Annotated in this window: 21 protein-coding genes and 1 pseudogene; 12 read left to right on the top strand and 10 right to left on the bottom strand. The window is 62.4% G+C overall.

Translation table 11 applies throughout. The features are described 5' to 3' along the window. Positions 1 to 32: 32 nt before the first annotated feature. Positions 33 to 557, bottom strand: coding sequence for a hypothetical protein (locus HU750_RS02390; protein WP_186676316.1), 525 nt, complete (start codon positions 555 to 557; stop codon positions 33 to 35). A gap of 185 nt (positions 558 to 742) precedes the next feature. On the opposite strand from HU750_RS02390, the gene HU750_RS02385 reads away from it, so the two are divergent. The 10 genes from HU750_RS02385 (at position 743) to HU750_RS02340 (ending at position 10,476) form a co-directional block, all read left to right on the top strand. Next, positions 743 to 1,600 (top strand): SDR family oxidoreductase, encoded by an 858-nt coding sequence (locus HU750_RS02385; RefSeq protein WP_099429576.1) that lies wholly within the window; start codon positions 743 to 745, stop codon positions 1,598 to 1,600. 167 nt (positions 1,601 to 1,767) lie between these two features. Next, on the top strand, positions 1,768 to 2,232 hold the full coding sequence (locus tag HU750_RS02380; protein ID WP_186676313.1) for a PA2171 family ribosome-binding persister protein: 465 nt from the start codon (positions 1,768 to 1,770) through the stop codon (positions 2,230 to 2,232). Between the two features lie 150 nt (positions 2,233 to 2,382). Then, positions 2,383 to 3,303, top strand: coding sequence for an ABC transporter substrate-binding protein (locus tag HU750_RS02375; protein WP_027596484.1), 921 nt, complete (start codon positions 2,383 to 2,385; stop codon positions 3,301 to 3,303). After that, on the top strand, positions 3,300 to 4,448 hold the full coding sequence (locus HU750_RS02370) for a phosphotransferase enzyme family protein (protein ID WP_186676310.1): 1,149 nt from the start codon (positions 3,300 to 3,302) through the stop codon (positions 4,446 to 4,448). Before HU750_RS02375 ends, HU750_RS02370 begins: the two co-directional genes overlap by 4 nt. Before the next feature lie 11 nt (positions 4,449 to 4,459). Continuing rightward, positions 4,460 to 5,338 (top strand): sulfurtransferase, encoded by an 879-nt coding sequence (locus HU750_RS02365; protein ID WP_186676305.1) that lies wholly within the window; start codon positions 4,460 to 4,462, stop codon positions 5,336 to 5,338. A 120-nt stretch (positions 5,339 to 5,458) separates the two neighbouring features. After that, entirely contained in the window at positions 5,459 to 7,624 is a 2,166-nt protein-coding gene (locus HU750_RS02360; RefSeq protein WP_186676303.1) for a TonB-dependent siderophore receptor, read from the top strand. 9 nt (positions 7,625 to 7,633) lie between these two features. Then, positions 7,634 to 8,467 (top strand): HAD family acid phosphatase, encoded by an 834-nt coding sequence (locus tag HU750_RS02355; RefSeq protein ID WP_186676301.1) that lies wholly within the window; start codon positions 7,634 to 7,636, stop codon positions 8,465 to 8,467. Between the two features lie 19 nt (positions 8,468 to 8,486). Continuing rightward, positions 8,487 to 9,083, top strand: coding sequence for a nicotinamide riboside transporter PnuC (gene pnuC / locus HU750_RS02350; RefSeq protein WP_186676298.1), 597 nt, complete (start codon positions 8,487 to 8,489; stop codon positions 9,081 to 9,083). Continuing rightward, positions 9,080 to 9,868: a GntR family transcriptional regulator gene (locus HU750_RS02345; RefSeq protein ID WP_186676295.1), complete on the top strand. Its 789-nt coding sequence runs from the start codon at positions 9,080 to 9,082 to the stop codon at positions 9,866 to 9,868. The genes pnuC and HU750_RS02345 overlap by 4 nt, the downstream gene beginning before the upstream one ends. Beyond that, entirely contained in the window at positions 9,865 to 10,476 is a 612-nt protein-coding gene (locus HU750_RS02340) for an HAD family hydrolase (protein ID WP_186676292.1), read from the top strand. Before HU750_RS02345 ends, HU750_RS02340 begins: the two co-directional genes overlap by 4 nt. A 237-nt stretch (positions 10,477 to 10,713) precedes the next feature. On the opposite strand, the gene HU750_RS02335 is transcribed toward HU750_RS02340, so the two are convergent. Next, on the bottom strand, positions 10,714 to 10,929 hold the full coding sequence (locus HU750_RS02335; protein ID WP_186676290.1) for a hypothetical protein: 216 nt from the start codon (positions 10,927 to 10,929) through the stop codon (positions 10,714 to 10,716). Between the two features lie 140 nt (positions 10,930 to 11,069). Next, positions 11,070 to 15,971 (bottom strand): RHS repeat domain-containing protein, encoded by a 4,902-nt coding sequence (locus tag HU750_RS02330; RefSeq protein WP_186676288.1) that lies wholly within the window; start codon positions 15,969 to 15,971, stop codon positions 11,070 to 11,072. A gap of 76 nt (positions 15,972 to 16,047) precedes the next feature. On the opposite strand from HU750_RS02330, the gene HU750_RS02325 reads away from it, so the two are divergent. Then, a complete protein-coding gene (locus HU750_RS02325) occupies positions 16,048 to 16,710 on the top strand; it encodes a hypothetical protein (protein ID WP_186676286.1) in 663 nt (220 codons plus the stop codon). On the opposite strand, the gene HU750_RS02320 is transcribed toward HU750_RS02325, so the two are convergent. From HU750_RS02320 to HU750_RS02310, 3 genes are all read right to left on the bottom strand, one after another. Then, on the bottom strand, positions 16,652 to 18,313 hold the full coding sequence (locus HU750_RS02320; protein WP_186676284.1) for a hypothetical protein: 1,662 nt from the start codon (positions 18,311 to 18,313) through the stop codon (positions 16,652 to 16,654). The genes HU750_RS02325 and HU750_RS02320 overlap by 59 nt on opposite strands. A 331-nt stretch (positions 18,314 to 18,644) precedes the next feature. Further along, positions 18,645 to 20,714, bottom strand: a complete 2,070-nt coding sequence (locus tag HU750_RS02315) for an immunoglobulin-like domain-containing protein (RefSeq protein ID WP_186676282.1) — start codon at positions 20,712 to 20,714, stop codon at positions 18,645 to 18,647. Further along, positions 20,693 to 21,157 (bottom strand): hypothetical protein, encoded by a 465-nt coding sequence (locus tag HU750_RS02310; protein WP_186676280.1) that lies wholly within the window; start codon positions 21,155 to 21,157, stop codon positions 20,693 to 20,695. Before HU750_RS02310 ends, HU750_RS02315 begins: the two co-directional genes overlap by 22 nt. A 158-nt stretch (positions 21,158 to 21,315) precedes the next feature. Between HU750_RS02310 and HU750_RS02305 the strand changes: the two are divergent. Next, positions 21,316 to 21,564: pseudogene (locus HU750_RS02305) on the top strand (hypothetical protein); the annotation flags it as partial. 36 nt (positions 21,565 to 21,600) lie between these two features. On the opposite strand, the gene HU750_RS02300 reads toward HU750_RS02305, so the two are convergent. The 4 genes from HU750_RS02300 to HU750_RS02285 all read right to left on the bottom strand — a co-directional run bounded on the left by HU750_RS02300 (position 21,601) and on the right by HU750_RS02285 (position 25,668). After that, positions 21,601 to 22,242 (bottom strand): alpha/beta hydrolase, encoded by a 642-nt coding sequence (locus HU750_RS02300; RefSeq protein WP_186676278.1) that lies wholly within the window; start codon positions 22,240 to 22,242, stop codon positions 21,601 to 21,603. Next, on the bottom strand, positions 22,232 to 23,407 hold the full coding sequence (locus tag HU750_RS02295; protein WP_186676276.1) for an MFS transporter: 1,176 nt from the start codon (positions 23,405 to 23,407) through the stop codon (positions 22,232 to 22,234). The genes HU750_RS02300 and HU750_RS02295 overlap by 11 nt, the downstream gene beginning before the upstream one ends. Before the next feature lie 189 nt (positions 23,408 to 23,596). Further along, complete coding sequence (locus HU750_RS02290) at positions 23,597 to 24,259, bottom strand: RraA family protein (protein ID WP_186676274.1); 663 nt, start codon at positions 24,257 to 24,259, stop codon at positions 23,597 to 23,599. A gap of 59 nt (positions 24,260 to 24,318) precedes the next feature. Next, positions 24,319 to 25,668, bottom strand: a complete 1,350-nt coding sequence (locus HU750_RS02285; protein WP_186676272.1) for an MFS transporter — start codon at positions 25,666 to 25,668, stop codon at positions 24,319 to 24,321. Between the last annotated feature and the right edge of the window lie 43 nt (positions 25,669 to 25,711).

Raw genomic sequence — 25,711 nt, 5'->3', positions numbered from 1 at the left:
CTGGCAGTCATTTGCTTAAAGCAGCGTGCCCGTCACGCGAGCTGGATATACACCGAGTAGCTGCCCAGCAAAACCCAGAACCCGAGAAAAATCCAAGGCGTGCGAAGGGAGAACAGCAGCGATTTCCGGTGCCCGGCCCGGGACGTTTCAGCCTCGCAAAACAACGGCGATTCGTCATAGGCCAGCCCCATCATCGGTTCACTGCGCAGCAAGTGGCTCTGCTTCAACTGCCAGTGCTCGATGATCCGGAACGCCGCGCGGATGCCTGGCCAGGCATTCAACGAGCTCAACACGCCGAGCAGGGCAAGAAACGCTGGCACGATCAACGTGAACATTTCCCCCCAGCTGTGGTTCAGGTTGCTCATCGAAGACACGAAGGCAATGACCAGGAACGACTGAGCGGCCAGATACGCATCGGTACGGTTGGCCAGAATAGTGGTCTCGTACTGGATTTCGCGTCGATAGAAATCCAGGCGTTCCTTGGGCGTACCGAACATCCGCGCATTCTGCTGATCGATTTCATGCTCAGAGGTGGTGGGCGTAATGATTCGAGGCACTGGGACGCTCCTGAAAATCGTGAGTACAGCGCACTGCTGATCAGCGATAGAGCGATCCCTTCAACGAAAATTCATTGCAAGTGGCTTACTGGCCGTCCGTCGTTCAAATCCAGCATCCACTTCAACGCTGGCTGCTCGCACCGCTCGAACAGTAATGACCGTTCTCAACTGCAGGAGCTTCGACCATGAGCGACTACCCTACTCCGCCATTCCCCTCGCAACCGCAAAGCGTCCCCGGTTCGCAGCGCAAGATGGAGCCGTACCCGGACTGTGGTGAGCAGACCTATACAGGCCACAACCGGCTCGAAGGCAAAATCGCCTTGATCACCGGCGCCGACAGCGGCATCGGTCGGGCCGTTGCGATTGCCTATGCGCGTGAAGGTGCAGACGTTGCCATCGCCTACCTGGATGAGCACGAAGATGCGCAAGAAACCGCGCGTTGGGTCGAAGCCGCGGGCCGCCAGTGCCTCCTGCTACCCGGTGACCTGGCGCACAAACAGCACTGTTACGCCATTGTCGACAAGACCGTGGAACAGTTCGGTCGCATCGACATCCTGGTCAACAACGCCGCATTCCAGATGGCCCATGAAAGCCTGGACGACATTGACGATGAGGAATGGGTGAAGACGTTCGACACCAACATCACCGCCATCTTCCGCATCTGCCAACGGGCATTGCCGTCAATGCCGAAGGGCGGCTCGATCATCAACACCAGCTCGGTCAATTCCGATGACCCGTCACCCAGCCTGTTGGCCTACGCCGCCACCAAAGGCGCCATTGCCAACTTCACTGCAGGCCTCGCCCAGTTGCTGGCGAAGCAAGGCATCCGGGTCAACAGCGTGGCGCCAGGCCCGATCTGGACACCGCTTATCCCCGCCACCATGCCGGATGAGGCCGTCAGAAACTTTGGCTCGGGCTACCCCATGGGGCGGCCAGGGCAACCGGTCGAGGTCGCGCCGATCTACGTTTTGCTGGGCTCTGATGAAGCCAGTTATATCTCGGGTTCACGCTACGGCGTCACGGGCGGCAAACCGATCCTCTGACGACCATGACGAGGCTTGCTGTTGCAGGCCTCGCCGCTTCATCTGCGCGCTGCGAACCATGCGGTAAAGACTTGAACCATTCGCACGCCCATCACGTCCACCGCAACAGAACCGATGAGTTTGTACCCAGCAATCCGTGTTTCCCCCGACCGCCATGAGGTGCCTGCATGAACGCTATCGACCTGTTGATTCAAGACCATAAATTGGTGAAGAAGCTGCTGGCTGAATTGTCTTCAACCACCGAGCGAGCGGTGAAAAAGCGCGCCGAACTGCTGCACCGGATCGAGCAGGAGTTGCAAGTCCACACTGCACTGGAGGAGGACATCCTCTACCCGGCCATCAAGAAAGCCGGCGGCAAGGAAGAGGCGAAGATGTATTACGAAGCCAAGGAAGAACACCGTACCGTCGATTCGCTGGTGCTTCCTGATCTGCTTCATACCGAAACCGGCACCCTGGAATTTGCCGGGCGGGTGAAGGTGATGAAAGAGCTGCTTGAACATCACATCGAAGAAGAGGAAGGCGAGCTGTTCCCCACGGCGAAAAAACTGCTGGGCAAAGATCAGCTGGAAGAGATGGGCATTGCCATGGAGGCGCACAGGAAAATGCTCAAGGGCGAACGAAGGGCTGCATGAACCCAATGCGCCACAGCCAAAAAGAAATTAAAGCAGGCCAATTTATTACCTGAAGGAATAAAAATAGCACCGAACGATATTGGTATATACCAGATGTCTACCCGTTAAATCTGCTCCCTGAGCCCTGAGGGCACCAAGGAGCACGAAAGGATGAACGCGGTACGGGTAATGCTGGAATATTTCCACCCTTGGCCAAATTCGGCAGGGTTCTACGTCGCAAGGGAGCGCGGGTGGTATCAGGACGCCGGCTTGTCGGTGCAACTGGTAGTGCCCGACCCCTTCCATGGCGACACGTTGGAGCACCTGCTCAACGGCGATGCGGATGTCGGCGTGTTTCCCAGCAATCGCTTGCTGGTCAGGCGCAGCCTCGGCCAGCCGCTGCTGGGTGTCGCGGCCATCAACCATCGGGGCCTTGAATCGATCCAGACCCTCACCGACTTCGGCATTCGCCGCCCCAGGGACCTGGCTGGCAAACGCCTGGCGCTCAACCCCACGCCCCGTGGCCTGGCCATGGTGCGCCATCTGGTGGCCGCCGATGGCGGCGACCCGGATGCCGTGATCATCGTCGACAGCAAAGTGCGCGAACTCCGCCCGGAAGACCTGGCGGCAGGCATTGCCGACGCCAGTTTTGGCGGCTACTGGGCCTGGGAGGCCTTGATGGACAGCCCGGTTGCGGCCGAGCGACGTGTGGTCTGGCCAGTCGATGACATTGGCGCACCGCGATATCACAGCTACCTGCTGGGCGGGCAGCAACGCTGGTTCGAGGAAAACCCCGAGATCGCCCGCGCCTTTCTCGCCGCCACCGAGCGTGGCTTTCGCGCGGCGGCCGCTGACCCGCAAAGCGCGTTGGGCGCCTATGAGGCCGCCACCCCTTACTTTCCGAGGGCGCTGCTCAGCCAATCGCTACAGCACATCGCACCCACTTGGCTGCATGAGCAGCGCTGGGGCCAGCAACGCGAAGAATTGATCGCGCCCTACGCCCAGTGGCTGCACCACCACGGCGTACTGGCCGACGCCGACGCTTGGCGTGGTGCCACCAGTAACCGTTACCTGCCGGAGCCACAGGCATGAACAAGCCCTTGCGCATGGCCCATGGCATGGGCGTGCAGCCAGTAGAAGCCGACTGGCCCGCGCTGACTCAGGTGGATGTGGAAGCGGTACTGAGCCATTTCCCGCGGCTTGGCACCGTGGGCCCGCTGCACTGGCACAGCCCCCGCCCCTTCTCGGCTGCCGCGCAGGTGCGCACAGACCAGGGCGAGCTGTTCGTCAAACGCCACCACCGCAGTGTCCGCCAGCCCGCCTGGCTGCTGGAAGAACACCGCTTCGTTCAGCACCTTGAACAGCGTGGCGCGCCCGTTGTTACCCCGTTGCTCGACCGCAACGGCGACAGCGTGGTGGCCCTGGGTGAATGGACTTACGAGGTGCTGCCCTGCGCGCAGGGCCACGACCTGTACCGTGACGCGCTGTCGTGGACACCCTTCCTCAGCCTGCCGCACGCCCATGCGGCGGGCGTTGCCCTTGCTCGCCTGCACCTGGCCGCCGAAGGCTTCACTGCGGGCGCCCGACGCACGCCCGTATTGATTGCCAACCTGCGGTTCTTCAGCCACCACGCGCCGCTGTCGTCCATCGAAACGGCCTTGGCGCAGCAGCCCGCACTGGCTCACTACCTCGCAGACAAACACTGGCAGCAGGCCCTGAGCGAACTCTACCTGCCCCATCACCGCGCCCTGCTGCCGCTGCTGCAGCACCAGCCGGCGCTGTGGACCCACAACGACTGGCACGCCTCCAACCTGCTGTGGGACGAATCGGCTGACGCCACGCAGGTGCGCAGCGTCCTTGATTTCGGCTTGAGTGACCGGACTTTCGCCGTGTTCGACCTGGCCACTGCGGTAGAACGCAATTGCATTCCCTGGCTTGAACTCGATGCAGGCGGGCGCGCCGCCGCCGACCTCGACGCCGTCGAAGCACTGCTGGCCGGTTACCACAGCCAGCGGCCCCTGACACAGGCCGACCTGCTCACGCTCAAAGCGCTGCTGCCATTAGTCCATGTGGATTTCGCCCTCGCCGAAATCGACTACTTCCAAGGCATCGTCGGGTCCCGGAGCAACGCCGACATCGCCTACCACCATTTTTTGATCGGCCATGGCCAATGGTTTGGCAACAGCGAAGGCACCCGCCTGCTCGATCATCTGCACCGCATCGCACGCGCGCGCTGACAGGAGCCCCTATGCCCGACATCCTCATTTCACCCAACGCCTTGCACCACGCCCTGCAACAGCCGGGGCTGGTGGTGCTCGACGCCAGTGTGGAACTGGCCGCCGCCCAGTTCGATGGCGACTACCGCGTCGCCAGTGGCCATGCGGCCTGGCTGGCCGAACATATCCCGACGGCGCGGCATGCCGACCTGACGCGCGAGCTGGCCGACACCGCAGCGAGCTACAGCTTCGCCCTGCCTTCTCCGACGGAGGCAGCCGCGGCGCTGGCACGCCTGGGCATCGCCGAGGCACGGCATATCGTGGTCTACGACCGGCATGAGGGTTTTTGGGCTGCACGCCTGTGGTGGATGCTGCGTAGCCTGGGCGTGGCCGCGTCGGTGCTCGACGGCGGCCTGAAGGCCTGGCGCCAGGCCAACCTGCCCTTGGCCCGCGGTGAGCAAGCTCAGCCTGGTGTAGCGGGTTCGCCAGTGTCGCTCACCGTCCATCCAGGGTACTGGGCAAACCGCGAAGACGTGCTGGCCGTACTCGATGGACAAGCGCCAGGCACGCTGGTGTGTGCGCTGTCCAAGGGGCTGTTCGAGGGCAGCGCGGTGACCCGCTATGCCCGACGCGGCCATATCCCCGGCAGCCTCAACCGACCGGCGCGGCAACTGTTCGACGAGCAGGGCCGCTACCTGGCGCCCGACGCATTGGCCCGCGCACTCGGCCCAGCATTGGTCGAAGGCACCCAGCCACTGGTCCTCTACTGTGGCGGCGGTATTTCCGCAGCCGCCACTGCCCTGGCCCTGACGCGCCTGGGGCGCCAGGGCGTTTCGATCTATGACGGCTCGCTGCAGGAATGGGCAGCTGACCCTGCATTACCAATGACCACCGGAGCAACGCCGGCCTGAAGTTACACCCCCTTCAAGCGCCCGCTCAACGATGCTGTCGCCGCTGCATAGGCGCGGCATCGCGAGCACAGGTTTACCCGATTTTCGGTGCCACACCGCTGGTCACCCAGGAGTTCGTTCATGGCTTCATCCTTGTCTTTTCAACACCGCCACGGCCTCGCGCTGGGGCTGCTGAGCCTGTCATTGAACCCGGCCCTGGCCTGGGCAGACAGCACCCTGCTGGAGGCCATCACCGTGACGGGCGCCCAAGCCAACAGCTACCAAGCCACCTCAGCCTCGGTGGGGGGGCTGGGCGAAGCGCCACTGCTCGATACGCCAGCCTCGGTTGCGGTGTTCACCGAGCAACTGCTCAAGGACCGCCAGGCCAGGCTGCTCAGCGACGTGCTCAGCAACGACGCCTCGACCGGCGAAAGCTATGCGCCGATCGGTTACTACGAAAACTTCGTGGTTCGCGGGTTTTCCCTCAGCGCCGCCAACAGCTACAAGATCAACGGCAGCACCATCACTGGCGAGCAGAACGTCGCGCTGGAAAACAAACAGCAGGTCGAGCTGCTCAAAGGCCTTTCCGGGTTGCAAAGTGGCGTTTCCGAGCCGGGCGGGCTGGTCAACTACGTCACCAAGCGCCCGCAGAACGTACGTTCAGTCACCGTCGCGAGCAACGAATCAGGCGAGCGCTATGTGGCCACCGACCTTGGCGGCTGGCTGGACAGCGAGCAGCGCCTGGGCGTGCGCGCCAACTTCGCCCACGAAGACATACGCTCCTACGTGGACAACTCGGACGGCAAACGCGATTTCGCCTCCCTGGCCGTGGACTGGAACCTCAGCGATGCCGCCCTGCTGCAGCTGGATGCCGAGTACCAGACCCGCGAACAGCGCTCGGTGCCGGGCTATCAGCTACTCGGTGGTAGCGTGGTGCCCAGCGGCATCGACCCCAAGGACCGCCTGGCCGACCAGCGCTGGTCGAAACCGGTGGGTATCGATTCGCTCAACCTTGGCAGCCGCTTCGAGTACCGCTTCGACGACAACTGGAGCGCCAACTTGAGCGCTTCGCGCAGCCGGGTGGTGATCGACGACTACAGCGCCTTCGCCTGGGGCTGCTATGGCGCCCCGAGCTGCGCCAGCTCAGCCGTGCCCAACTACTTCAGCCCCGAGGGCGACTACGATGTCTACGACTTCCGCAACCCCGACGATACCCGCCGCAACGACGAGCTTCAGGCGGCACTGAGCGGGCGCTTCGACAGCGGCCCTTTGCAGCATGAGCTGACCGTCGGCAGCAGCGCCCTGCGCCGTATCGTCGACCGCCGCGACTCGGTCAACGAATGGGTGGGCACTGCCAACATCTACCAGCCGGTACCCGACTTTGCGCCGACCAGCGAACCGCTGGGCCACACCTACCGGCGCCTGGACAGCCGCCAGTACGGCTTGTTCTTCAGCGACCGGCTGAGCTACGGCGAACACTGGCAGGCCATTCTGGGTGGCCGCCAGGTGCGGCTGGACGAAAAAACCTTCGATATCGACGGCAACACCACGCGCCATACCCAACGTTCGGAGTTCCTGCCCAACGTGGCACTGATCTACAAACCGCGCCCGGACATCTCGCTGTACACCAGCTACAGCAAAGGCCTGTCACTGGGCGGCGAAGCGGCGTGGTTCACCACCAATGCCGACGAGATCCTGCCGCCCACGGTTTCACGGCAACTGGAGGTAGGTGCCAAGCGTGACTGGCAGGGCTTGAGCCTCGGCGCCGCGCTGTTTCGCATCAGCAAGGCCTACCAGTATTCACGCCCCAATGGCGACGGCAGCTTCACCTACGTGCAGCAAGGCGACCAGGAAAACATCGGCCTCGAACTGTCCGCCAGCGGGCACCTGACCGAGCAGTTGCAGGTGTCGGCCAGTGCCGCGGCCATCCGCGCCCGGGTCGAGGACAGCGGCACTGACAGCTACGAAGGGCACCAGGCGATCAACGTGCCAAACGTGCGCGCCAGCCTGCACGCCGACTACAGTGTCGCCAGCATCAAGGGCCTGGCCCTGCTCGGCGGCCTGCGCTACAGCGCCAGCAAGTATGCAAGCCAGGCCGGCAACGTGAAGGTCGACGGGTACACGGTGTTCGATGCCGGGGCGCGCTACACCCTGGACCTGGAAGGCTACGAAACCGTAGTGCGCCTGACCGTGGACAACCTCTTCGACAAACGCTACTGGCGTGATGTGGGCGAATACATGGGGGATGGCTACCTGTTCCAGGGTGCGCCGCGCACCGCTCGCCTGTCCGCCACCGTGAATTTCTGAGGAATCGCCATGACCCGGTCCGTCTCGCTGATCGCCACCCTGCTGGCAACGCTGCTCACCGGTTGCCAGCAGCACCCGCCCGCTAACGACCAGCTCGATGCAGTGCTCTGGACCCAGACGTCGGTGGAACACGACCTGCTGTTCCGCCAGGTGTATGCCAGTGCTACCCAGCACCTCGATAGGGCCTTGGCCGACCCCACCTGGGATGCGCTGGCACAGGCACCGCGCGCGCTACACGGTTTGCCACCGGCGCTGATCATCGACATCGACGAAACCCTGTTGGATAACGTCCCGCTCAACGCCCGTTCGATTATCAACGACCGCCCCTATGACTACGACGCTTGGTACCAGTGGGTCGACCGCGCCAAAGCCCCTGCCCTGCCCGGCGCGGTGGGCTTCCTGCAGGCCGCCGCGCGCCGTGGTGTCACGCCGTATTACCTGACCAATCGAGCGCCAGGCCAGGAGCAGGCAACCCTGGAAAACCTGCGCCGCGCCGGTTTCCCCATCGACAGCAGCGCCCAGATTCTCACCGCCGGCACCGCCATTGGCGGTTGCCAGGCCAGCGGTTCGGACAAGACCTGCCGCCGTCGTTGGGTGGGGACCCAGGCGCGGGTGCTGATGCAGCTGGGCGACAGTTTCGGTGATTTCATGGCCACCCGCGGCAGCCAGCAGGCCCAGCTCGACGCGGCCCGCCCCTACTTCGCCTGGCTGGGTGAACGCTGGTTCCTGCTGCCCAACCCCACCTATGGCGGCTGGTACAGCGCGCCGTATCAGGGGCGCGAAGGGTTGTCGGAACAACAGAAGCGTGCCTTCAAGCACAAGGTCTTGAAGCCCCAGTACTGACGCTGCCGAGGAGGCGCCCATGTCAACGTTAGAAATCATCGCCGTGCTGTTCAACATCCTCGGCGTGTGGCTGACCACCCAACGTATTCGCTGGTGCTGGCCAGTAAGCGTGGTCGCCGTGCTGCTCTACGCCTGGATATTCTTCGACGTGAAGCTGTATTGCGACATGCTGCTGCAACTGGTCTTCGCCGTGCTGCAAGGTTACGGCTGGTGGCGCTGGAGCCAGGGTTACAGCGTCGCCGGCAAGGTCGGCGTGCAACGCCTGCCGCGCCGCGAGGCCATCATCAGCCTGGCGGCGGGGCTTGCTGGCGCAGTACTGCTTGGCGCCGTCATGCAGCGCTACACCGATGCCTCGGCGCCGTGGATCGACGCGCTGCTGAGTTCGCTCAGCCTGGTGGCCAGCTTCTGGGCGGCACGCAAATACGTCGCCAGCTGGGGGCTGTGGATCGTGCTCGACAGCGCCTACGTCGGGCTGTTCCTGTTCAAGGACCTGCAACTCACGGCGGCCCTGTACGCCGGCTTCGTGGTATTGGCCGCCTACGGCCTGCTGGCCTGGCGCAACGAACTGCTGGCCCAGCAACAGCCCCTGCCTGCAGGCGCCGAGGTAGTGCCATGAACCCGTTTCGCACCTCATTCGTCAGCGAGTCGCAGCCACAGGCCACTTGGCGCGCCAGCCAGCCCCATTACCTGCGTATCCGCGATCAACTGGCCAGTGACCTGGCTAAAGGCTGCCTGCCCGCCGACAGCAAGCTGCCCGCAGAGCGCGACCTGGCCGAGCGTTTCGGCTGCACACGGGTGACCCTGCGCCAGGCACTGCAATTGCTGGAAACCGACGGCGTCATCTACCGCCAGGACCGCCGCGGCTGGTACGTCAGCCCCCCACGCATCCGCTACGACCCAACCGGCATCACAGGCTTCATGGAGTACGTCGCCACCCAGGGCCGCACGCCACGCACCGAGTGCCTGCAAGCCGAGCGCCGCCCAGCCGGGGCCTGGCTGGCCAAGCGCATGGGCCTGGAGCATGCGGAGGAGCCGGTGTTTTACCTGCAGCGCCGTCGCTACGTGGACCAACGCCCGGTGCTGCTCGAGTGCAATGTGCTGGTTGCCGACTGGTGCCCCGGCTTGCTCGACGCCGACCTCAACACCTCGCTGACCGCCCTGCTGCGCGAACGTTTCGGCCGCGTGCAGTCGCGCAGCGAGTTGTGCATGCACCCTGAGACGATGAACGACTTTCAGGCCGATCTGCTGCAAGTCTCCCCAGGCTCGAGCAGTTTCTACCTGGAACGCCTGAGCTTCGGCGAGCGCGGCCAGCCCGTGGAGTTCGACCAGGAATTCTGGCGCCCGGACGCCCTCGCCGTGGTGCTGCAAACCCGCTACCCCGGCCAGGTCGACGCGCTATGAAACACCCACTCGACACCCCATTGGAAACACGCTTGCTGGCCGCCGAAGGCCTGATTTTCGACTGCGACGGCACCCTGATCGACAGCCTGCCCGCCTACGCCAGCGCCTGGCGCGCGGGCTTCGCTGCGTCTGGCAAGGGGATGGACAGCGCATGGCACGCCGCCCGCTGCGGGCTCTGCGAGACGCAATTGATGACGCATTTCGAACAGAGCCACCAGGTCACGCTGGATCGCCCCAGGGTGGTGGCGACGATGCGCCAGCACTACCTGGCCAACCTTTCCCGGCATGTGCGTGAGATCAGCCAGGTGACTGCCATCGCCAGGCGGTTTGCCGGGGTGAAGCCCATGGCGGTGGCATCCAGTGGATCACGCGAGATTGTCTTGAACTCACTGGCCGCCCTGGGTTTGGCCGAGCTGTTCGACGCCATTGTGACCATCGACGATGTCGGCAAGGCCAAGCCTGATCCTGCTATCCCTCTAGAGGCCGCCCGGCGACTGGGGCTGCCGCCTGCTCGCTGCCTGGTGTTCGAGGACAGCGAGCAAGGCCTGGAGGCAGCGCGGCGCGGTGGGCTGCCGGTGGTGGACGTAAGGCGGCTGAGCGCGCCTTAGATGCGCCTGTCAACGCCACTCGCTGTAAGGCTCCAGCGGCGTCTGCCCTTCGGCTGTCCGCCCGCCACGCTTTGATCGGCGGTGAAATTGCGTAGCGCCGCCTCGAGCAGGGGAATTTCTTCATATACAAGCATTGAGGGTGCCAGGTACTGTTCGAAGCCAGCCAGCGTTGCGCCACTCCGCCAAATGACCGCACCCTCGCTGCTTGGCGCTGGGCGCGGTCGCGTACGCTTCGGCCTACTTGATCTCCTCCACATCAGTGGCGTGATATTCTCCATTCACCAACTTGATATTGAACCTGACCTTGGACTTTAGCTTCAGGTCCCCAGCCTCCGCGGGCGGCAGGTACACCTGATCACCCTCTTCATCGCCCTCGACTTCGATGAAACCGAACTTCTGGGTGGCATGGAGTTGACACACTGTTCCTTGCTTGCCCGTTTTTACTGTGCTCATGATTTCGATCCTCAATGTCATTGTCTGTGGATGCTATCCCCGCGCCCAAACGCGGGTACGGGAAAAGCCTACTGCGCCTGCCACCGCCCAGATACTGGCACTTTTGTCAGGTACCCCATGGCCAGGCCTCGGCACACTCACTACCAGAACCGCACGCCGTGCGTGGCCACTGGCAAGTCGTGTTGCACGATGCTCAAAGACGGAAGCTTGGGCACTTTGACAGGTTCATGACCGCCCCCGCCCCTCGCACTGACCGTAGCCTCTTTTTTCTGCGCCAGGCTTATGCTGGAGTCGATCGTCGAATACAGAATGTAGGACTCAATCGTCGTGCTGGTAACGTAAATTGCGAGCGAGCCGAGCCGCGACGTGCCGGGTGTCGCGAGCGACGAGCGAAAATAATTGCCAATTCCCCCTAGCCAACCCGAGGTGGACGTGGGTTGTTCAGCAATTTCAACGGGGGCTGTCAGGTAGCTCCAAGCCCGCTTCCGAGCGCCATTCAGGCCGTTCCGAGCCAACCACTGCGCCGCGGGGTCCAAGTAGTTGTACTTAAAGCGGCTCAGGGCGCCCACGTTTTGAGGGCCAATAAAACCACTCACCGTGCGAGGGACATAAAGACTCCCCAGCGCGTTATCGGCAATCTGCCCTGCACGTCCAGCGCGTGAACCTGCGCTTCCAACGCGAGAGCCTGCACTTCCCACGCGTGAGCCTGCACGTCCAACACGCGATGCAGCGCTCCCCACTTTGGCACCGTTTCCGATCAACTTGGGCCCCTTGTGCGCGAACTGTAGCCCTTTGAAGCCAGACTTCATCACCCCGGCGAAGCCCAGACAACTCAATGCCCCCGTGACAACCGAGACGATGCCCAGCGCCTTGGACAATCCAGGGTTGGATTCCTCCGTCAATACCGACGCCACTTCGAAAGCGAACGACGCCACACTCATCGCCGTGACGAACGCCAGCATGGCCATCGTCAGCCCCCCGTTGAAAACGGTCAGCGCGCCGCCCGCCACGGCCAACGTCAGCGAAAACGCCAGGTCCCGCCAGCGGCTGCCAACCTTCATCTTCTGCGTGTCCTGCAGCGCCTGTTCGTAAGTGGCCAGCTGGTGATTCTGGTCCCAGCGGCTGAGCATGATCGCCCCGCTGGGGTCGTGTAGGTTGATCGGGTCCGGGCAGTGGGCGTAGTCGTTGAGCCCACCTTCACCGAACGGGCTGAGCCAGTCCGGCTGGGCATAACGGCGCAGCGTCGGGTCATAACTGCGGTAGCCATTGCCGGCGTGGTAGTGCCCGGTAAGCGGGTCGCGGCGCATGCCGTTGTAGCCGGCGACCAGCCCTTCCAGCGCCTTGCCATCGCCGAACGGCAGCAGCGGTGCCAGCTCCAGCGCGCCGTCCTTGAATTGCCCGGCGACGCCCGCGTTCGCGTCGTTGATCAGCCAACGCACCTCGTTATCATCGTACTGGGCCAGCCCACTGGACAGGCTGGTGGTCTGGCTGACCTTGCCGGCCTTGTCATAGCGGATTTCGCCGATCAGTTCATCGCCGTTGTAGCGCAGCTCACGGGTGCTTTCGTCGCCCTTGAGGTACTGCGCCACCAGGCGCTGGCTGCCGTCGTACTCGTAGCGGGCCAGCAACTGGCCGGCGCTGTCGCTGACCTTGTCGAGCTGGCCGGCGGCGTTATAGCTAAAGCGGTGTTCCCTGCCGTGGTCAGCGTCGTCGGTCAGGTAGCCATTGCTGTTCCAGGCCAGCGCGCGCTGGTCCTGGCCGCGGGTGATCCGCGTCAGCCGGGTCGGGTCGCTGGTCGCATAGGCCAGCTCCTCGGTCTGCGTCGTGCCATCGAAGCCGGTGGTGACGCAGCGGGTCAGGTTGCTCAGCGCGTCCCAGCTGAAGTCCTGGGCCTTGACCGCCGTGCCGTGGGCGTCCTGCGGGCAATGCTCGGCCTTGTCCGCCTCGCACTCATAACGCTGCAGGCGGTCGAGCACATCGTAGGTGAAGCGCTCGGCGCGCAGTAGCGTGCCTCTTTCGTAGCTCGCCTTGCTGGTCAGACGGCCGTCGCCGCGCCAGGTCAGGCACTGCTTGAAGCATTCGTTGCCGTTGTGCAGGAACCGCCGGGTGACTTCCTGGCCAAAGCCGTCATGCGCGCTGAGCACCTGCCACTGCCCACCGGCCTTGAGCGCCTGGGCCTGGCGTGACTGCAGCCGGCCCTGGGCGTCGTAACGGTACACCACCTCTTCGTGGTCCTGGCAGGTGCGCAGCACACGGCCCTGCTCGTCGCTGAACACGCGCTGCCAGTGGCCGTCGGCGCGCAGCGAGGCCAGCGGCCGGCCATGCAGGCTCAACCAGCGGCAGCCCTGGCGCTTGGCGCGCGGCGAGGTTTGCGCAACCCACTGCCGGCCGGGCAGGCTCGCGCTCCGGTAGGTCTGTGCCCAGTCGGTCTTCAGCGCGGCGTCACTGGCGGCCGAGGCCAGGGTCAGTGTGTCGTCGTTCTCGGTAAGGCTGGAGAGGGTGCGATCATCCACCTTGAAACGCAGGCCCTCGGCATTGCGCGGGGTGGTGAGGGTGGTCTTGTCGGGCAAGGTCACGCTATCGTCCATGAAGCTGTACGCGCGCCCGCCTACCGTGCGCGAGGTCAAGGTGCTGGGGTTATTCACCGTCTGTGTCGCCACCACCCTGCCGTCCACCTTGAGCTCGGTGGCATGGTTGCTCAGGCCATGGTAGCGGTACTCGACGGTAGAGCGGTCGGGGCGCGTGACCTTGGTTACCCGGCCCACGGCGTCGCGTTCGAGGTTATACACGCGGGTTTTCCCGCCCACGGTGCGGCCATAAGCGATGACGGCCCCCGAGTCGTCGAAGCGTTGGCGCACCTGCAACTGCGCTTGCCCAGCACCGTCGGTCACGTGTTCCACCTGCTCGAAGGTGCCGTCCTTGCAGTAGATGTAATCGAGGGTGCGCTGGTACAGGGAGTGCTCGTCGAAGCCCTCTTCGACGATGCGTTTGCTCAAGATGTCTTGATCCGCAAAGGGTTCAAGCGAGAACACATCGGGCGCCGGGACTTGCGCGTTGGCAGCCTCTTCTTCTTCTTTTTCTTCTTCGAGCCGGGCTCGTGTACCCGGCCCATCCAGGCCCCCTTGCTCCCTAACCCAGGTTTGCGGCCCCACGGCCGACACCTGCGGGGCCATCGCCACCACGGCCTGCCCGCCCGGCAAGTAGTCCCACTCGCAACTGGCCACTCGCTGCGACGTATCCAGCCCTTGCAGGCTGTATTGAGCCACCGGCACATAGTGCGGGGTGCCGTGCTTGCGCCACTCGTGCCCCCAGGCCCGTTGCAAGCCGTCCAGGTAGCTGCGGCTTATGTCCTGGTTCGCATGGGTGTGCATCGCGACCTTGCCATCAAGCGAATACACGGTGTCGATCTGCTCGTCAGGTTGCTGGTCCTTGTCCTTGTTCAGGTACTGGCCGGTGGCGTCCTTCTTGAGCCGGAAGCGCTTCTCTTGGGTCACCCGCCCCAGCGCATCGTACTGCCAGTGCACTTGCGTCCCTGGCTCTAGCCGACCCAGGCAGCGCCAGCCATGCCGTGAGCGCTGCACATTGCTGACCAGTTCGCTACCGTGCTCGGTGCTGCTGGTGACGCGTACCACGATGCCGTCATTGGTCGGGTTGTCTTCGAAATGCTGGACGCTCTCCAGTTTGAACATCTGCGCGCCCAGGTAGCTGCGCTGGGTATCCTTGACCGACCACTGCTTGACCTTGCTTTCCCCGCTCGGTGTAGCCTTGGGCGTGACCACGGTGATCTCGATGCTGCGCTGGCGCCACAGCAACCTGGCAGGCGAGTCGGCCAGCGCCCAGGTGGCTGTGGCGTCAAGCCTGTCGTTAGTGAGCGTGCCCTTGACCCCCTCGACCGTCACCACCTCGCTCAGCTCCAGCAGCTCCCGACTGCCACGCGTCACTTTGTTATAACCGAACAAGCGCAGGCCCTGGGGATTGCCGAAGGGGTCACACTGGTATTCAGCCATGACGGGCAACGAGGCATGCGCCGGGATGAACGGGCAGTTCAGGGCCGGCAGGTTGCCGAGGCCCTCCACACCCTTCAGCCCCGTGACATCCTTGGGCGTGAACAGGTTGCCGCCGGCCTCGGTGTAATAGCAGCGGTACAGCCGGTGCTCGTCGCTCTTGTGCAGCCACAGCACGTTGCCAGCCTTGTCCTCACCATGCGTCGCCACCTCCACCGTACGCCCCAGCGCGTCGCGCTCTGCAGGGGGGATATGGGCCACCATCCGGGTGATGCACGCAGCCAGTTTCGGTCGGTGGGCTCTTTGGGAATGTCTAAAGAACCATTTGCGCAGCGCCTTCTGCCGTTCGAGCTTCAGCTTGACAGTGCCTTTGTTGGCGCCGGCCTCAAGGCCGTGGAGCAGTTCGGCGAACTCATCGCCCACCCCCGTGTAGCGGTAGCCCTTGGTCACCCTGCGTTGGTCGTTCTCCTCTTCGGTCTCTTGTGTGGAGAAGGCCAGCCAGTGGTCTTGCCCCGAGGCAACCCCGCGCAACAGTTCGAAACGCACAAGGCGATCGCTGTGCATGACATTGCCGTGCACCAGCAGGTGATGCTCCCGGGTCGCATGCACACCGCTCTCGTACTCGACGCTGACGACCCGCTGGTCGGGCGCCAGGAAGTCCCCGTCGTAACGGTAGGTCGCCACCTGGTTCTCTTGCCCATCGCCTGGCACCAGGGTGTGCAGCGCAACCCGAGGCAGGCCCGGGCGCTGGTCTTTCTGTGTGGCGTACTTTGCCTGCCACGGCTGGTACTTCACGCACTCCACCGAGCCGTCCAGCTCGCGCAGGCTGCACAGCACCCGGTCCAGGGTCGGGTCGTCGTCGTAATCGCAGTCGACCTGCTGCAGCTCTCTGCCGTTTTGCTCGCGCCTGAGCGTGCGCAGCAGATAGTCTTTGAGCTCCAGCTTGACCTCGTACTGCTCGGTCTTGCTCTGCGGCCAGACCTGCATCTTTACCTGCGCGGTCTTCTCCTGCGGCGTGACGTAGTCCGCCTTGAACAAGGGTTCCGGTCAGTGGGCCTTGCCAGGTGATGGTGTCGCCGGTGACCGAGGCTGGCCACACTGCAGGGGGTTCCTTGTGGGCGACGACAATGGCGTAGACGAGCTTAACGGCGGCGGCGGCGTAGGCGTCGTCGTCTTCGGCGGCGGCGTAGTTGTCGTAGGCGTGGTCGTCGGCGGCGACGTAGGCGGCACCGGCGGCTGCGTATGCGTATGCGTAGGCGTTGGCGTCGGCGTAGGCGTAGGCAGCGGTGTAGGCGTCGGCGGCGGTGCAGACGAGCTTAACGACGGCGACGTCGACGGCGTAGGCAGCGGCGTAGGCGTCGGCGTAGGCGGTGGCGTAAGCGGCAACGTCTGCTTTGGTTTCGGCTTTGGCGCTGGTGTAAGTAGCGGCGACGGCTTCGGCGTTGGCGGCGGTGTAGGCGGTGGCGTAGGCTCCCTGGGCGTCGCTGTTGTAGGTTTTTCCGGCACAGGCGTCTTTGCCGGCCCGGTCGCGGGCGTCGGCGGCGGCGGCGGCCGCGCGGCGGACGCCATTGCGGAGGGAATTCGCGACGTCGCCATTCGCGCGGAGGAAATCCGCGCGAATGGCGACCACACGGGCGGCAACGGTGTCTACGAAGTCGGTGCCTCCGGTAAGGACGGCTGCGGTGCCGATGATGGCCAAGCCCATGGCGCCGGGGCAATCATGGGGGGTCGACTCCATGGCGATGACGACGGCAGCAGCGGCGGCGAGGGCCGTTAACGTACCGACTTCGGCAAACGAGATGGCGACAGGGATACGAGCCTTGACACAAGCCTCCACATAGCTGATGTACGCCTCTCTTAGTTGCTTGGCCGCTGCCTGCCTCGGCACACGCCATCACCCGGTAGCCTTTATCGCGTGCCGCCTTGTCCAAGCGAAACTCCAGCTCTGCGCCCTGCGAGCTGATGGTCACCCCCGTCCGCCCCTCGTCCGGCTCGAGGGTGACCTGCGCCGGTTCGGCAGCCTCCTCGCTTGGCCATTCATCGGCGTTCAGCAGTTCCAGCCCATAGTCCTCGGCTTTCCAGCCGTTCCCGTCGCCAACGTTATCCAGCGCGACCCGCAGTTCGGCGTGCCGCGGTAGCCACAGCTGCTCGCCGTCCTTGACGCACAACTCTGGCCACTGCTGCGCTTCGATGAAGCTGGCCAGCGCCTGTATCCAGGTTTCCTGCTTGCTGGGCATTTCATCGTCAGCACAATCCTGGGGCCTAAACAGCGCGTGGTGCAGCAAGGCCCCGTTGCCGGGGGGGCGCACGGTCACCAGCACGGCATCTTCGGGCGCCTTGAACGCCGACGCCAGCAGCGGGCCTTCGACCGTATAATCGTCACCCGGCAGGGTAACGACGATGCGCAGGCCGTCGCCGCGCTGTTCGAGCATCGACCTGGTCGTGTTGACGCGCAAGTAGGGCGCCACATCCGATTTTGCCAGCGCTTCGGCCCAGTCCTTCGGCCATTTGTCCTTGGCACGTTGCGCCTCGTCGCTCGGGCTCCAGGCAAAGTGGCCGAGCAGGCGCTGAGAGAACGCATCATAGACCCAGGCCTGCAGCGTGCTATCGCTAGGCAGCGCCGCGTCATCGAGGGTGCGACTGGCCCACCAGTTGACCTCGGCCAGGGTCACGCACAGCTCGGCGTGCTGCGGGCCCCAGAACGCGTTGTTCACCGCGCCCGGCGTCACCGAGCAGTCGGCGCCCGGCACCCCAGCTCGTAGCAGACGGCTGTCACGGTTGACCTGCGCGCACAGGGCCTGCACCCAGCCGCTGTCCGCCTCGGCGGTGAACAGGTGCTGCTCGTGCAGGGCCTGGGTCTTGAGGTCGCGTACCTGCAGGCTCAGGGTCTGCCCTTGAGCCAGCAGGAAGTTATGGTTACAGGCCAGCACCTGGACCAGGTTGCTGCTGAACGGCGCGGTGCTGAACGCCCGGTAGTCGGCTTGGCACCACAGGCGCGGCAGCGCGTGGCTGCTGGGAAAATCGTTGCTGCCGCCAAGGCCGTTGACCGCGATGGGCATGCCGGCCTCGGCGACCTTCTGGGCAAAGTCCTGAAGCCACTGCGTGTCCCGCAACTTGCCGGCCTGCGCGGTGTAGTCGATACGGGTCAGCTCGCCGGTGCGACGGTGCACCAGGCAGGCACTGACAACTTCGTCCTCGACTAAGGCGCGCTCGGCCTTGAGCGGACAGAGGCTGTACCAGCCACCTTCAGCAGTACCCGCCCGCTCTAGGCCGAAGTCCTGCATGTCGGGCAGGTAGCCGTCGGGTTGGTTGGTGATCAGGTAGGGCACCTGGAAGGTCTGTTTGGCGTCGATACTGCTTTCGGAAATGTTGTTTGACATTACGCAGAGCTCCATGCCGATCAGGATCATGGCGCCATTCTTGAACCGTTCACTGAGTGCCCACAACTGACAAAAATGCTAGGTAAACGCCCATATAGCCAGCGCAGTCCGCTTGACCCGTGCTGAAAGAGCGCCGCAAATGATCACGCAGTTTTCGCGGTGAAATCTGCGGAGGGTGCGCCGGTAAGACCTGATAACCAGGGCTTTAGCCTAATGCCAGTCAGTTAAGCGTCATCGGCTGTTATTGGGGCTGCTGTGCAGCCGCGTTGCGGCAGATCGCGGGGCAAGCCCGCTCCCACAACGATGGATGACCATACTTTTCGTACAAAACCTAGACAGGTTTCATTGCCATGGCGCCTGTGACATTCGTGTTATAAGAATTCGCAAAGTGAATTGTCTTTGTTGCCACGTGATAGAAAGACCCGGAGCCTGGGCCATTGTTGAACCCTTCATGAAAAAGCCTATGGCCTGTCCAAGTATGACGATTTAATGGCAACTGTGCCCCGTATAATACACGCAGATCCGGGATCAAGTCGTCGTTCACAGGCAGGGCCGACTCCGCTCTGACAAAACTCTCGGCACTGACCAAATTGTAGCTTCCTGGGCCGATCAGCACCCTGAAGCAATAACTCACCTGCACCGGATAGCTGATGGTTTTGTTCGCCACATCGGTGATCGTGATGGTTACGTCGCCATTGCGTAATGGCCAGACACGACCGTCGGCATCTACCCGAGCAATGGCTGGGGTACTTGAAGCATAGGTATACGGAGGGGTGCCGCCGGTGGGCAATCGCTGTTGGGACCTTGCGATATTGCCATTGACTTTGGGCGGGATAACGGCCCAGGCATTGGCCACCATTTGACACATCTCGATGGCCCCTCCGCGCAGCACCATCGGGGCTTGGCTGACATCCAACGGGGCAACCAGCATCGCAGGCGTTGCGATTGTAAATTCCAGGTCCGCAGACGCACGATCAGGTGTGTTGGCCTGGGACACAATGTAGTAAACAACAACATCAATCGGGTTTCCATTGAGCGTCAGTTCAGCGGCAGGCACCTGGAACGAGGTCGGGGTATCGCCTGCGTCTATGTCTTGCGACTGCTCATGGTACCCCCCTTCCGAGGTTTCCCAGATCATTTGAAGCGTATAATCCCCCTTCACCGCGCTTAGATCCGGCAGCGCGATATAAACACCGTGTGCAAACTCCTGCCGGCCGGGGTCCAACACATTATTGGAACCGGAAAGATCGGTTTCAGTGGTGGGCGCCGGCAGCGTCTCGGCAAGATAACCAACGTAGAATCGCTGGTATAACGACTTGACCTTGTTCTTGCCCCGCTTCACGGTGTAGTAGATATCCACATAGCCACCCTCCAGGGGCAGCAGGAACTTAGGCCCGTCCAAGCGTAACCGCAATTCACTGCCGACCTGGACTGCGGTGACACGATGCTTTCTGGGTTTGAATACCAGGCTACGACCGTCGGCAGCAACCCCGCGCATCACGACGTCAACAACATCACCCGTCATCAGATTGGCCAGTTGAGGAATGACCAGGTCTGCCACCGCCAGATCAGAGTCGATCCACCAGCCATTATCCACACTTGCGGCGCCGTCTATCGACACTGCGGGCAATGCGTTGGATGCACGCGTGCCGATGAAATCAAGGGTGGCTGACTGTGACAGCGTGACCGTATTATTGCGTTTTACTTCGTAATAAGCGCTGCCTGAACCATTGGCGAGGCCCCATAACTCCGTGTGGGGCAGTGTAAAGGTAAGCACTTCGCCAGCAGCTGTTATATCCACAGTTCCCAGATCGGATGCTTGAGCAAGGCCTGCTTCGGTAGTGGCTTTCCATTTGACGGTTACACTATCGCCTGGCTGGAAATTGCCGGGGTCAGCTTTAATTTCCAGCCCCCTGCTGCCATAAATGTCCAAATTGAAAGGTTGGACAATAGTGCGTTTCAGGTCTTCCAGATCGCTGAGGGTGGGTGCAGTAAACTTAAGCTTCGATACGGCGACCTGTACACGGGTGGTTACCGACCATTCGGACTCGTTGCCAACCTCATCAACGACGTAGTAATCCACTTCAAGGTCTTTGCTGTCTCCCGCTGCCAGTACTGTAGCCTCCGGCACGGTGACGACAATCGGCTTGCCCACGTGCGCCGCCTCCACGCTATCCTCAACGGTTTCATGGCCCCAATACAGTACGACCGTATCGAAGGGCGCCATGCCCGTGTAAGCCGCAATCGTCACTTGCACGCCGCTCTTGGCGTCGCTTTCGCCTACCGGCCCCGTGGCCGGCGTTGTCAGGGTGGGTGCATTCAACGGCACAGGCGCTGCGTTACCCACATGCCCCGGTTGGCCGAATCGCACCTTAACAATCAACACCTGTGAAGTGCCCACAGTGCCATAGGCGCCAGCGCTGTTTTGCGTGTAACGGAATACTTTACTTGCGCGTCATCTTTTCCCTTGATGAAGGCACTGGGCACGATCACTGTCAGATACTGGTTGCTCACGTCGTCCGCTACGACCTTCGCGGGTACTCTCTTGCCGCTCCAGTCTGCGATGATCCAATCATCCACGGCCATGCCCTTGAAGGCAGGGATGACGACCACCACGCCGTCGTCAGGGTCCCAGACTTCCTCGTGGTTGATACCCACATCCGCGATTGAGACAGGCCAGGTGGCACCGATGACCATAGGACTTGGATAATCTGAAATCGCCTCTTTCGGATAGCGGTTCTTCAAGTGAAGATCAAACTCGATGCGCAGATCGTCAATGCCAGCAGAACTGCCTGGCACAATGCTATTCGGATTAACGGGGAGGGCTATCACTGTTGAGCTCATTTTTTTCAATCCTTCGATGCAGTTGGAGCCGTCCAAGGTAAGGAAAACAAACGCGCAGGTGCGTTCAGCAACGTTACACACACGGGAACACTTCAACACCTGATAAAAGTGATAGTTTTGAGAGTGCCGGACACTGCATGACCACTACATTACCAACCCCCGAGATGCATCAGACGAAGAAAGGTAACCAATACTTCTTCGGCATGAAGGTGCATATCGGCGCCAAGGTCGAGCATCGGTTTCGGGTGGTCAGGCGTCAGTTTGGCTACGTGAAAGTGCGCTTTCGTGGGCTGATGTAAAACACCGCTCAGTTGACCACGCTGTTCGCCCTGTCGAACCTGTGGATGGCTCGACAACAGTTGATCGGAGCATCCCTAGGGAAAGCTGTGTTTCCCGCGAATGCCTGAGATACCAGGCAGCTATACATCAATCCTGCCTGGCTTTCAGCTTCTCTCGTTCAAATGCCTGACCACCTGGTCCGCTACCTGCGCCAGGCAGCCTTTGAAGAAGTGATTGGCCGCGCTATAGACAATGACCGGGCGGTGCTCTGGCCGTGCCCAATCAAGCAGGTTGGCCAGCGGTGCCATCTCGTCGTGCTCACCATGCAGCAACAGGCAGCGGGAGGGTAACGGCAGCGCTGGGTAGAACCGCCCGCCAGGCACCTCTCCCACCGGCAGCCCCAACAACGCGACAGCATGCAGCGAGCTTTCCAGCGTGACCGCGACCCGGGCAAACACGTGCGCACCAAACGAGAAGCCGACGAGTGCGATGGGCAGCCCGGGGTAACGTTCCTGCAGGTGCCTGACGACGACAATGCTGTCTTCGGCCTCACCTACTCCCTCGGCATGTGTGCCAGCGGTTTGCCCCACTCCGCGAAAGCTCGGGCGCACCACGCGCCAGCCTGCAGCGCACAGCTTGCGGGCCAAGGTCAGCGGTACCACGTGGTGTGGGCTGCCGCCCAGCAAGGGTTGCGGATGGCTGACCACCGCAATGCCCCTGACGGGCAACACCGGTTCATCGACAATCAATTCGATCAGCCCGGCCGGGCCCGTGATCAGTTGTTCGCTTCGTGCATCATCGTGCATCGCTATCTCCATCGACCGCTATCGTTTCGTCCGTTTCATTCGGTGCCGACTTGGCTGCTGGCAACGCGCGCAACACCATCACTACCAGCCCGACATTGATTGACGCCAAGCAACCCAACGCCATGAGCACCCCCATGGCACCGAAGTGCTGCAGCAGGTAGCCGCCAACTAACGGTGTCAGTGCCTGGCCGATCAGTGAAGGCCGCGACATCTTGCCCATCAACACCACGTACTGCGACGGTGGCATCAACGCCAGCGGTAGCAGGCCGCGCACGATCGCTCGCAGCCCGTTGCCCAGGCCGTAGAGTAACAAGCCTGCCGCTGTCGCGCCTGGCACAAACGCGACTAGCAATACGCCTACCGCAACCAGCACGACTGACACCAATGCAGTCCAAATGGGGTGACGCTTGCCTGCAAGCATCTGCAACACCCGCGAGGCGACCTGGCTCGGCCCCAACAACGCCGAAAGCGCGATGGCTACAGCCAGCGAATAGCCCAGCCCTTGCAGAACGGCGACCAGTTGCACCGAAATGGCGGTCATGATGACCGCACCCAGCGCGAAGATCCACGTCAGTTGCAGGTACACGCGTCGGTTAACGCCCGCACTGCTCTGCTCGATGAGGCGCTTGCGCGGCGCTGACCGGACAGCGCTCGGCAGTACCTTGAGGTAGAACGGCGTGGTCACCAGAAGCACTGCGGCATAGCCGACACACGCGTAGCGCCAGCCCACATGCTCGATGGCAAATGCCACCAGCGGCCAGCACAGCGTTGTGGCAAACCCTGTAATCAGGGTGATGCCGGTGATGGCTTTACCCGCACGCTCGGCATACAGCGCACCCAATGTCGCGAACAGCGCTTCGTAGAGCCCGGCGGCCATGCCAACACCGATGATCACCCACGCGAGCAAAAACGTCGGCAACGTCTGGCTAGCCGCGATGATCAACAACCCGAGAGCAACGATCACGCCACTGCTGGCCAGTTGTGTCCGGCCACCGTAACGGGCAACCAGGCGGCTCGACAGCGGCGCAAGCAGGGCCGAGACCATCAAGCTCAGCGACAACGCACCGTACACCCACTGGCTGCCCCAACCGGTCTCGCGCGTTATCGGCTCGCCCATGACCGCCAGCAAGAAGAACGAGCCGCCCCAGACCAGAATCTGCAGCATGCCCAGGCAAAAAATGCCAGGGGCCCCGGGTAGACGAGCTTCGGCGTGCACGGTAAACCTTCAACAAGACGAACGAATCAGTGCGCGGGACGCACGCGCCTAGTTTAAGGCGATGCTGCGAGCGGTGCTAAACCCTCTGGGCATAACAGCTATTGACCCCTGCACCTGCAAGGGTCAGCACAATGCCACTTAGGACTTGCGTTGCAAGGTGTGGTAATTCAGCGCATCGCGCGCTTGCTTGAGGGTGCGCCCTTCGCTGATCAACGCACGGATATCCGCTTCGACTGCTTCGATCTGACGGGCAACCTGGGCAACCTCTTGCGCCCGCTCACGCGGCACTACAACAACGCCGTTGGCATCGGCAACGATGATGTCACGGGAGCAGACACGGGCCTGGCCGATGGAAACCGGCTGGTTGACCGATTCGACCTGGACACGGTCCTTGCCTGTGCGCATGAAGCGCCCCTGGGTAAACAGCGGATAGCCATCGCCCAAGGCCTTGTTCACATCGCGGCAGACGCCGTCGATCACCGTGCCAGCAATCTTCCGGGCCCCGGCATACTGAGTCATGATATCGCCCCACACGGTGCAGTCGGTGCGGCCATCATTGTCGATCACCACGATATCGCCCTCAGCGACCTCTTCGATGAAATCACCAACGGTGCCCGGTGGCACGCTCGCCGACACGTACTTCACCGTGAACGCCGGCCCCACGACCACCTGTTTGTAATTGTCGAGCGGCATCACACCAAAGCAATGGCCAGGCAGGCCGAGCTTGTCCAAGGCATCCGAGACGCCGGGCGTGTCCAGGCCTTCGAACAGTGCGACCAGCGCTTTATCTTCTGCGTGCATCATTAGCTCCTTTCAAACAGACGGATTGATCACAACGGGTGACACCACAGGCCGTGAGGTCACGCCTTTTGAGTCTTCGGCACCGGCTCCAGAATCGTCAGCAACAGTACAAAGCTGGCGAACGAACCAATCGCAAGGTAAGAGAACACGTAGTTCCAGCCATAACTGTCAAGCAACAAGCCGGTCAAAAACGGCGTCGCTGCGGCCCCTAGCTGCCCGACCATGTTGACGATGGCGTTGGCGACGGGGAACGTCTGCTTGGTCGCCAGTGCCATTGGGTAAACCATGTAAGAAGAGAACCCGAAGCTCAGCACGATGCCGGTCGCCATCAGCAACAGGCCATACGAGAACGGGTCGGCAGGCGAATGAATCAACAGGTACATCATCACCGAGGTACCCAGAGCTGAAAGCAGCATCCCAGGCTTGCGCCGCCCGCCCAACCAACGGTCCGAGCAATAGCCGCCCAACAGGTTGCCCAGCACTGCCCCTACCCAAGGCGCAGCCGAGACCAGCCCCATATTCATCAACGAGAAGCCTTTGACGGTGATCAGGTAGGTGGGGATCCAGGACAACAATACGCTGGAAACACCCAGCTGGAAGCAGTACGCCAGCGCACTCCCCCAGATCAACCACGAACCGAAGACCTGGCGCTTGGTCTCCAGCGCCGCTACCTCGCGCCGACGAATGAAGAAGTCCAGGCGCTCGAAGCCTCGCCCTGAGGTCGTCTGCACGGTGGGTTCAGTGCTGGCGACGTTGTCGCGCGGCGTTTCGTCAGTGATGTAATCAAGCTCCGCCTGATTGACGAAGCGGCTTTTCGAAGGGTGGTCGGCAATCAGAAAGTACCAAGCGATCGACAGCAAAATGCCCGGCACGGCGAAGAAATAGAACACCTCGCGCCAGCCCCACACCGCGATGATCAAGGCACACAGCGGCGGTACGATGACCGGGCCGAACTTGACCGCAGACAGAAAAATGCCTGAAGCAATGCCCTTTTCTCTCGGCGGAAACCAGTTGTTGATGGTGGTGGTCATGCTGATCGGCAGCGGCCCTTCGGCAAGGCCCAGGCCGAACCGATAGATTTTCAACGCCAGCAGTGAGCCTGCGGTACCCACCAACCCGGTCAGCACCGACGTCATGACCATGGCGGTCGGCAAGATCCGGCTCACGCCCAGGCGGCTGAAGGCCAAGCCTGCCGGGATTTGTGCCAAGGCATAAGCCAGCAGGAACAGGCTCATCAGCCCACCCGCTTCGGCGTTGCTCATCTCGAACTCTTTGCGAATAAAAGGCAGCGCCACGCCGAGATTGGCGCGGTCGGCGGCAGCGATGGTGTAGATCGAGAAGATCATGCCAGCCACGATCCACCGGTAACTGCTGCGCCCTTTGGCATAGGCAACTTCAGCGATCGACATAGGTACATACCTTTGTTTTTGTAATTCGGCGGTAATCTAGGCG

Source organism: Pseudomonas sp. SWRI50 (genome assembly GCF_014269095.1).
Classification (GTDB): Bacteria; Pseudomonadota; Gammaproteobacteria; order Pseudomonadales; family Pseudomonadaceae; genus Aquipseudomonas; species Aquipseudomonas kermanshahensis.
This window is presented reverse-complemented; position numbering and strand designations above follow the sequence as displayed.

Excerpts from the sequence above, each read along its gene's own strand:
- HU750_RS02385 (WP_099429576.1), top strand. The coding sequence starts at position 743 with ATGAGCGACTACCCTACTCCGCCATTCCCCTCGCAACCGCAAAGCGTC.
- HU750_RS02295 (WP_186676276.1), bottom strand. The coding sequence starts at position 23,407 with ATGCTGCAGATTCTGGTCTGGGGCGGCTCGTTCTTCTTGCTGGCGGTC.
- HU750_RS02370 (WP_186676310.1), top strand. The coding sequence starts at position 3,300 with ATGAACAAGCCCTTGCGCATGGCCCATGGCATGGGCGTGCAGCCAGTA.
- HU750_RS02335 (WP_186676290.1), bottom strand. The coding sequence starts at position 10,929 with ATGAGCACAGTAAAAACGGGCAAGCAAGGAACAGTGTGTCAACTCCAT.
- HU750_RS02355 (WP_186676301.1), top strand. The coding sequence starts at position 7,634 with ATGACCCGGTCCGTCTCGCTGATCGCCACCCTGCTGGCAACGCTGCTC.
- HU750_RS02320 (WP_186676284.1), bottom strand. The coding sequence starts at position 18,313 with ATGTCAAACAACATTTCCGAAAGCAGTATCGACGCCAAACAGACCTTC.
- HU750_RS02300 (WP_186676278.1), bottom strand. The coding sequence starts at position 22,242 with ATGCACGATGATGCACGAAGCGAACAACTGATCACGGGCCCGGCCGGG.
- HU750_RS02365 (WP_186676305.1), top strand. The coding sequence starts at position 4,460 with ATGCCCGACATCCTCATTTCACCCAACGCCTTGCACCACGCCCTGCAA.
- HU750_RS02285 (WP_186676272.1), bottom strand. The coding sequence starts at position 25,668 with ATGTCGATCGCTGAAGTTGCCTATGCCAAAGGGCGCAGCAGTTACCGG.
- HU750_RS02310 (WP_186676280.1), bottom strand. The coding sequence starts at position 21,157 with ATGAGCTCAACAGTGATAGCCCTCCCCGTTAATCCGAATAGCATTGTG.
- HU750_RS02375 (WP_027596484.1), top strand. The coding sequence starts at position 2,383 with ATGAACGCGGTACGGGTAATGCTGGAATATTTCCACCCTTGGCCAAAT.
- HU750_RS02360 (WP_186676303.1), top strand. The coding sequence starts at position 5,459 with ATGGCTTCATCCTTGTCTTTTCAACACCGCCACGGCCTCGCGCTGGGG.
- HU750_RS02380 (WP_186676313.1), top strand. The coding sequence starts at position 1,768 with ATGAACGCTATCGACCTGTTGATTCAAGACCATAAATTGGTGAAGAAG.
- pnuC (WP_186676298.1), top strand. The coding sequence starts at position 8,487 with ATGTCAACGTTAGAAATCATCGCCGTGCTGTTCAACATCCTCGGCGTG.
- HU750_RS02340 (WP_186676292.1), top strand. The coding sequence starts at position 9,865 with ATGAAACACCCACTCGACACCCCATTGGAAACACGCTTGCTGGCCGCC.
- HU750_RS02345 (WP_186676295.1), top strand. The coding sequence starts at position 9,080 with ATGAACCCGTTTCGCACCTCATTCGTCAGCGAGTCGCAGCCACAGGCC.
- HU750_RS02290 (WP_186676274.1), bottom strand. The coding sequence starts at position 24,259 with ATGCACGCAGAAGATAAAGCGCTGGTCGCACTGTTCGAAGGCCTGGAC.